Genomic DNA, 8429 nt, shown 5'->3' with positions numbered 1-8429 from the left:
CAACCAATCAAAAAACAATCGGTATCAACAAACTTGGCACACTATTGAGTTCTCAAACAACAGGTCACTATTCCAAAGCAGTACCACCAGCCTTCACTGGATCGCTCCGGAGCAACTTTTCAAACTTACACGCTGCCTGCCTCCGGGTCAAATCGGCGAACTTGACTTGATTTTCCTTGCGGTTTCTTGTCAGCTTCACCGTCCTCCACTGGGGAGCAGCGCGGGTACTAACTATACCCCTACTCAGCCGAGATGGCAAAACACGCAAGAGAGGGCGCTCCCCAACAGGGCAAGATCCCCGGAAACACAAGGAAAACCAAGAAAGAGGGCCCGGGACCGACAGGTTCCGAGCCCTCTCGCAAGGCAGAAACTACTTGGCTGGCGCGAACCAGGAAGCACCAAGCGGCGGCAGTGTGACGGTCAAGGCCGCCGGCTGACCGTCTGCTCCCGGAGTGGACGCGAGAAGCGGGCCTGAATTCACGACGCCTGAGCCCCCGTAGGTTTCGTCGTCCGTGTTGAGCACCTCGGTCCACGCACCAGAGGAAGGTACACCGAGGATGTAGCCCTCGTGCGGGCCACCGGAGAAGTTCACTGCGCAAACAAGCGGCTGGCCGTCGTTGTCATAACGGACAAAGGTCAGGACATTCCGGTCAGCATCTCCACCGTTGATCCACTGGAAACCGGCGGGCTCGTTGTCGCGTACGTGCAGGGCAGGCGTGGACGAGTACAAGGCGTTCAACTCGCGCACCAACAGCTGAAGCCCGCGGTGGGCTGGAATGTCGGCAAGGAACCAGTCCAGTCCATGCTGCTCGGACCATTCCGCTTCCTGGCCAAATTCGGTGCCCATGAAGATCAGCTGCTTGCCCGGGTGTGCCCACTGGTAAGCAAAGAAGGCGCGGAGGTTCGCCAGCTGCTGCCAACGATCACCAGGCATCTTCCGCAGCATTGAGCCCTTGCCGTGAACAACCTCATCGTGGCTGATCGGCAGCAGGAAGTTCTCCGAGAAGGCGTAGACCATGGAGAACGTAATGGTGCCGTGGTGCCATTTGCGGTTGACGGGGTTCTCGGCAATGTACTTGAGGGAGTCGTGCATCCAGCCCATGTTCCACTTCAGCCCGAAGCCCAGGCCTCCGTGGTTTGTCGGTGCAGTGACGCCCGGGAATGCCGTGGACTCTTCAGCGATGGTCACCGCGCCCGGGTGTGTCTTGTAGACGGTCGCGTTGACCTCCTGCATGAAGGAAATGGCCTCAAGGTTTTCGCGGCCGCCGAAGCGGTTCGGCTGCCACTGGCCCTCTTCGCGGGAGTAATCGAGGTACAGCATGGAGGCAACAGCATCCACACGGAGTCCGTCGATGTGGAACTCGTCCAGCCAATAAAGGGCATTGGCCACCAGGAAGTTGCGTACCTCTGTCCGGCCGAAGTCGAAGATGAGGGTGCCCCAGTCGGGGTGTTCGCCAAGGTTGGGGTCGGCATGCTCATAAAGGGCTTCGCCATCAAAGTTTGCCAACGCCCATGAATCCTTGGGGAAGTGGGCCGGAACCCAGTCCAGGAGCACGCCGATTCCGGCCTGGTGAAGGGAATCCACCAGGAAGCGGAATTCGTCGGGGTGACCGAACCGAGAGGTCGGCGCAAAGTAGGAGGTGACCTGGTAACCCCACGAGCCACCGAAGGGGTGCTCCGCCACGGGCATGAATTCCACATGGGTGAAGCCCAGCCATTTCACGTACTCCACCAGCTCCGTGGCCAGTTCCTTGTATCCCAAGCCCAGCCGCCAGGAACCAAGGTGGACTTCGTAAACGCTCATCGGCGAATTGTGCGGATCCCGTTCGGCGCGCGCCGCCATCCAGTCGGCGTCCTTGAACCGGTAACTTGACTCGACCACGCGTGAGGCCGTCAGCGGCGGAACCTCGGTGCCGAAGGCAAGGGGGTCGGCCTTTTCCACCCAGTGTCCGGCCTTGGTGAGGATCTCGTATTTGTAGCACGCCCCTGCTACAACACCGGGAATGAAGACTTCCCAGACACCGGAGGAACCCAGCGAGCGGAGGGAATTCTGCCTGCCGTCCCAGGCATTGAAGTCACCCTTGACCCGAACGGCCTGCGCGTTGGGAGCCCACACTGCGAACGAGGCACCGTCAACGTCACCCAGGGCTGAGCGATAGTGCTGAATGTGCGCACCCAACACATCCCACAGCCGTTCGTGCCGGCCTTCGCCGATGAGGTGGAGATCCACCTCGCCCACTGTGGGCAGGTAGTGGTACGGGTCGTCGATGGTGATGGGCTCGGCGTCGTACACCACTTCAAGGCGGTAGTCCGGCACATGGCCGGCCTGCAGCGGTTCCAGAACCGCAACCCAAACGCCGTCGACTTCGTGCGCCATGGCTGTGCTTCCAGCCTCGGTCACCACGGACACGGACGTCGCCAGATGCTTCACCGTGCGGATGGTGACGTGGCCGTGGTCGTCAAGATGTGCGCCAAGCACCGAGTGTGGCGCGTGGTGGGCGCCGGCTGCCACGCGGGCCAGGGTCTCTGAGTCCACATGCAGTGGGACTCGTGGCCGTTCGGTGCGTGCAGAGCCTGTCATGTCATTACCTTCCGCTGTAGCCTTGGCGCGTTTGCCACGGCTCGTGTTGTCGAGGACTTGCCGTGCTGCGTTGACCGGAATGGACACCCAATCCGGCCGGTTTCGCAACTCGTAAACCACCTCGTATAAGGCCTTGTCCAGCCACAATGCCACAAAGAGCGGCGAGCGGCGGTCTATGGTTCCCGGCGTGACGTCGCTGTAGCCGGCCAGGAACGCAGCGGAGCATTCGTCCACCCAGTACGGCGGCACTGCCGCATCAGGGTTTTCGCGGATCGCAGCGCCGGCTGCGTAGTCGAAGGACCGCAAAAGGCCCACGACGTCGCGCAGTGGAAGGTCCGGGGTGTTGCGTTCGGCGATGGTCCGCAGCGGCTCACCTTCGAAGTCGAGGATGGCCCAGCGGTCGGGTCCGCCACCTGTTCCAGGGACCTTGAGAATCTGGCCCAAATGCAAGTCGCCGTGGATGCGCTGCAACTCCCCCACGCTGTGGGTGTCCAACTCGCCCAGCGTCTCTTCGATCCTTTTGTCATAGGGCCCGACGGCGGTAGCTGCTTCCGCCCAGGACCCGCGGACCCGCCGGGCCAAGGTAGGGATGATGTCGGCGCCCTGGTCCTGGCCGTCGTATCTGCCGAACGTCTCTGCAAGCCGCGCATGCACCGTTGCCGTGGCTGCGCCGAGCTCCCGGGCCTCAGTTGTGAAGTCTGCGCCGGCAGCCGCTGCGTCCACAGCCAGTCTCCACGCATCCAATCCCCCGCCCAGGAATTCGTGGGCGACAGCCAGTTCCCCGCTGGCAGTACCGGCTCCGCTGGGGCCCTGCCAGGATCCTGTGATCCATCCCAGCGTCGCTGGAACCTCCAACGTCCCGGCCGCGGTCAGTGCAGCGCCAAGTTCAACCTCGGGGTTCTTGCCGGCCGCCAGCACACGGAAGATCTTCACGATGGCGGCCGAATCGCCGTCGTCAACTATCACCGAGGTGTTGGACTGCTCAGCGGACAGCACCCGCACAAACTGTGTGCTGGCGGGAAGGCCCACGCGGCCACGCGTCAGATGCCCTGCGGCAACGCCGTCCCCCACCGTGCCCTCGCCTCGCATGAGATCCAGCCACGCGCTGATGAAGTCGTTGTCGTGGACGGCGTCGTACACGAGGCGAAGTCCGGAATCGTCAGTCAACTCCCCCAGCAGAGCCGCCGGAACATCAGGCAGCGGCAGGGTCCTGTAACTCAAGGGGACCTGAACGACGTCGGTCCGGGGTCCGCCGTCGGCCGTTCTGTAGGTCACCGCAAGAAGGAGGATCTCCAAGTCAGCGGTCCCGCCAGGGTTCGGCACGTTGAACCCGCCGACACGCTCCAGCGCAAAATCGTGACTCTTCACCGGGAACCATCGCTTGCCAGGAAGCGATGACCGGAGAAGACCTTCGAGGGAGGGGTTAAGAGTGCCCTTGCTCATCTCATCCTTTGGTCGTCACCACGGGAATCGCCTGTGTCAGAGGCGATGTTGGATTGGAAAACGCTGAGCGCACGCGAAGCCAATAGAAACTGTGGCTGCCCAGCATCACCGTCAGCCGGCCATTGTCGCCAACGGCCGGGAACGGTTGCCCGCCAAAGACATCGCGCAGGCCGCGACCCGCGTACTCCGGCACGTCCAGCACAGCGGATACCGGATGCTGGGACAGGTTGAAGACGCACAGGATGGTCTCCGGGTCTTCGCCCTCGATGTTGCCGTCCGGAAGCTCCCGGACGTAGGCGAGCACTACCTCGTGATCTGCTTCGATGTGCCGGAAACGACCGAGCCCGAAGGCAGCATGGTTCCGGCGGACACTGAGGATCTGCCGAGTCCAACGCAGGAGCGAACCGGAGTGCGCCGCTTCAGCCTCCACGTTGGCCATGCTGTAGTTGTAGACCAGCGACTGGATGACGGGCAGGTACAACTTGCCCGGATCGGCGCCCGAAAAGCCCGCGTTCCGGTCGGGGTTCCACTGCATGGGTGTTCGAACGGCATCTCGGTCGTCGAGCCAGATGTTGTCACCCATGCCTATTTCGTCCCCGTAATACAAGAACGGGCTCCCCGGCAGGGAAAGCAACAGGGCATTGATGAGCTCGATCTCGGAGCGGGAGTTGTCCAACAACGGTGCCAACCTGCGGCGGATACCGATGTTGGCACGCATTCGTGGGTCCGGCGCGTACCAGCCGAGCATGGCGGCGCGTTCGTCGGCTGACACCATTTCCAGCGTGAGTTCATCGTGGTTCCGCAGGAACGTGCCCCACTGTGCACCCGCCGGAATTTCCGGGGTGTCCCGCAGGGTTTCGATGATCGGAGCAGCCTTCTGATCCCGTAAGGCGTAGTACAGCCGGGGCATGATCGGAAAGTGGAACGCCATGTGGCATTCGGGGGCTTCATCGGTGCCAAAGTACTCCACCACCTCTTGCGGTGGTTGGTTGGCCTCGGCAATGATCACCCGGCCTGGATAATTCTCGTCCACCATCCGGCGCAGGTCCTGCAGGAATGCGTGCGTAGCTGGCAGGTTCTCGCAGTTGGTCCCGTCTTCTTCGAACAGGTAAGGGATAGCGTCAGCCCGGAAGCCGTCGATCCCCTGGTCCAGCCAGAACCGGATGACGTCATAGAGGGCCTCGATGACCTTGGGGTTCTCGAAGTTCAGATCCGGCTGGTGGCTGAAAAATCGGTGCCAGAAGAACTGACGACGGATGGGATCGAAGGTCCAGTTGGACTCCTCCGTGTCCACGAAGATGATGCGGGCGTCCTGGTACTTCTCGTCCGTATCGCTCCACACATAGAAATCGCCGTAAGGACCCGTGGGGTCCTTACGGGATTCCTGGAACCACGGATGCTGGTCCGACGTGTGGTTCAGGGGAAGGTCGATGATCACCCGGACGCCGCGGGCATGGGCCTCGGCCACCAGCCGTTTGAAGTCGCTGATGGTGCCGAACTCATCCAGGACGGAGGTGTAGTCCGCAATGTCATAGCCGCCGTCACGCAACGGAGAGTGGAAGAACGGCGGGAGCCACAGGCAGTCGACGCCGAGCCATTGGAGGTAGTCCAGCTTGTCGATCAGCCCATGGAAATCTCCCGAGCCATCCCCATTGGCATCCGCAAATGCCCGCACCAGGACTTCATAGAACACTGCCTTGCGGTACCAAAACGGATCATGTTGGAGACCTGGGGCGTTCAGCTCGAAAGTGTTCTTCGGGGTGAAGTACTGGCTCGGGTTCTGCGGAGAAAAACTCACTAAGGTTGCCTCCGGATGCTCAGGATGTGTGCCGGTTCAACGTGCGCGTCCAGCCGGACGTAATTATGTTCACCCCACGCCCAGCTCTGGCCACTGATCAGGTCATCTACCCGGAAGCGCCCGCTTTCATCGAAATCGGCGGTGTCCAGTTGAAGTGCGGCCAGGTCCAGGGTGACCGTGCTTTCCCGTGCACTGTGCGGATCCACGTTGACCACCATGATCAAAGTGTCCTTGCTGCCATCCGGCAACGTCTTGTGCTTCGAGTAGACGATCGTGGCGTCGTCCGTGCTGCTGTGGAGTGTCAGGTTCTGCAGGTCGCCCAGCGCCGGGTGGTCCTTGCGGATGGAGTTGAGCCGCGTGATGTAAGGCGCCAAGGTCCGCCCGGAGGCAGCGGCACCTTCCCAGTCCCTGTCCTTGAATTCGTACTTCTCGTTGTCGATGTACTCCTCGGCACCGGGACGGGCCACGTGCTCGTAGAGTTCGTAGCCGGCATAAACGCCCCACAACGGGCTCGCCGTGGACGCAAGCACAGCCCGGATCTTGAAGGCCGCCGGGCCACCGTACTGGAGGTATTCAGTGAGGATGTCCGGGGTGTTGACGAAGAAGTTCGGCCGGAAGTACGCCGGGCTCTCGTGGCTGACCTCGTGGAAGTACTCCTCCAGTTCGGCTTTGGTGTTGCGCCAGGTGAAGTAGGTGTAGGACTGCTGGAACCCTGCACGTCCCAGCGCATGCATCATGGCCGGACGGGTGAAGGCCTCGGCCAGAAAAACGACGTCCGGGTGCTTCTTATTGATCTTGCCGATCAGCCATTCCCAGAACCACACGGGTTTGGTGTGCGGGTTGTCAACGCGGAAAATCTTGACGCCGTGGCTGATCCACAACAAAACGATCCGCAGGATTTCCTTGGAAAGCCCGTTGGGGTCGTTGTCAAAGTTCAGCGGATAAATATCCTGGTATTTCTTTGGCGGGTTTTCGGCATAAGCGATGGAGCCATCCACACGCGTGGTGAACCATTCCGGGTTGGACTCCACCCAGGGGTGGTCAGGAGCGGCCTGCAAGGCGAGGTCCAATGCCACTTCCAGCCCCAGCTCGTTGGCTCTGGCAACGAAACCATCAAAGTCCTCGAACGTGCCAAGCTCCGGGTGGATGGCGTCGTGGCCGCCGTCCTTCGAACCAATCGCCCACGGCGAACCAGGATCCTGCGGTCCCGGGGTCAACGTGTTGTTGCGTCCCTTGCGGTGCTGGAAACCAATCGGGTGGATGGGCGGCAGGTAGATGACATCGAAGCCCATCTCAGCGACCGCGTCGAGCCGCTTGGCTGCGGTGATGAAGTTTCCGGACGTCCACACGCCAGTGACGTGATCCAGCACTGCGCCCTCGGAACGGGGGAAGAATTCGTACCACGAGCCGCGTCCGGCGAGGTCGCGCTCCACCTGCAGAGGGAACCGCTCGGAGACAGTCACCAATTCACGGATCGGAACACGTTCGACGGCGGCAATCACCTCTGCGCTGAAGCCGGCGCCCAGGCGCTCCTCGGCAGTAACGGACGTGTCGGCAAGCACCACGGAAGCGGCACGCAAGGTGCGCTTGTCCGCGGCGGTGCGCCCGGCGTCGTCGGCTGCTCCTGCAAGAAGTGCCGCACCCTCAGCGAGCATCAAATCGACGTCGATCCCGGCGCCCACCTTGACCTCGGCATTGTGGTGCCACGTTCCATAGCGGTCATGCCAGGCCTCGATGACGAAAGACCACGCGCCGGTGCCTGACGGAGTCAGCAGGCCTTCCCAACGGTCCAGCCCCTTCCAGCGCGCATCCTGAGCCGGGGCGAGCCGCACACGCTGGCGTTCCTTGCCCTTGGGATCCAGGAGGACGGCGGAGACGCCGAGCTGGTCGTGGCCCTCGCGGAAGACGGTCGCACCAACGGCCAGATCTTCGCCGGGCAGTGCCTTCGCGGGAAAGCGTCCACCGTCCACCACTGGCTGAACAGCCGTGATGGGGAACCTGCCGAACCGTAGTCCGTCGGTGATGTCCGTTTTCGTCTTGGATTTCAAAGCGGTCGTGGTTCGCGAGGTATTGGTCACAACCTCGACGTTAGCGACAAAAATCACAGATTGCTAAGGCATCGTCACATCTCTTTGACGCAAGATGTCTTTTACCTAAAAGAAACCCAAACCGGTTCCGACCGCCATGTGAGTCCGTTAGTGTGGCGCTCGTGAAGGCTATTCGAAGGTTTACAGTCCGTACCGTCCTCCCCGAGCCAATCCGGCCTCTGGCCCGTCTGGCGACCAACTTGCGCTGGTCCTGGCACCGGCCCACCCGGGAGCTTTTCGCGAGCCTTAGCCCGGCTCTGTGGGAGGCGTCACAGCACGACCCCATCGCGCTTTTGGGGTCGATCAGCCGCGAGCAGTTGCAGGAACTAGCCAGCAACGGCGAGGTGGTGGAGGCCGTCCAGGCAGCAGCGGCGGACCTGGACCGGTACCTCAGCGAACCGCGCTGGTACCAGGGCCTGGGCGAAGACGCACCAGCCTGCATCGCGTACTTCTCCCCCGAGTTCGGCATCACCGAAGTCCTCCCCCAGTACTCCGGCGGCCTGGGCATCCTCGCCGGTGA

At 62.0% G+C, this 8429-nt stretch carries 4 protein-coding genes; 1 reads left to right on the top strand and 3 read right to left on the bottom strand.

Translation table 11 applies throughout. The annotated features are described in order from the left end of the window. Nucleotides 1–370 precede the first annotated feature (370 nt). From ACIQC5_RS24125 to ACIQC5_RS24115, 3 genes are read right to left on the bottom strand one after another with little or no spacing between them, the layout of a single operon-like run. Nucleotides 371–4024, bottom strand: a complete 3654-nt coding sequence (locus ACIQC5_RS24125; RefSeq protein WP_400287740.1) for a 1,4-alpha-glucan branching enzyme — start codon at nt 4022–4024, stop codon at nt 371–373. Nucleotide 4025: 1 nt separating this feature from the next. Continuing rightward, the gene (treS, locus tag ACIQC5_RS24120) at nt 4026–5822 is read right to left on the bottom strand and encodes a maltose alpha-D-glucosyltransferase (protein WP_400287738.1); all 1797 of its coding nucleotides are present in this window, start codon (nt 5820–5822) and stop codon (nt 4026–4028) included. After that, nucleotides 5822–7900: an alpha-1,4-glucan--maltose-1-phosphate maltosyltransferase gene (locus ACIQC5_RS24115; protein WP_400287736.1), complete on the bottom strand. Its 2079-nt coding sequence runs from the start codon at nt 7898–7900 to the stop codon at nt 5822–5824. Before ACIQC5_RS24115 ends, treS begins: the two co-directional genes overlap by 1 nt. 131 nt (nt 7901–8031) lie before the next feature. Between ACIQC5_RS24115 and ACIQC5_RS24110 the strand changes: the two genes are divergently transcribed. Continuing rightward, nucleotides 8032–8429, top strand: a 398-nt coding sequence (locus ACIQC5_RS24110; protein ID WP_400287734.1) for a DUF3417 domain-containing protein, incomplete at its 3' end; no start/stop codon positions are given.

The sequence above is a fragment of the Paenarthrobacter sp. NPDC092416 genome (genome assembly GCF_044755025.1).
In the GTDB taxonomy this organism is placed as follows: Bacteria; Actinomycetota; Actinomycetes; order Actinomycetales; family Micrococcaceae; genus Arthrobacter.
The sequence above is the reverse complement of the archived record's forward strand: the minus strand, read 5'-3'. Positions and strand labels throughout refer to the sequence as shown.

Excerpts from the sequence above, each read along its gene's own strand:
- ACIQC5_RS24125 (WP_400287740.1), bottom strand. The coding sequence starts at position 4,024 with ATGAGCAAGGGCACTCTTAACCCCTCCCTCGAAGGTCTTCTCCGGTCA.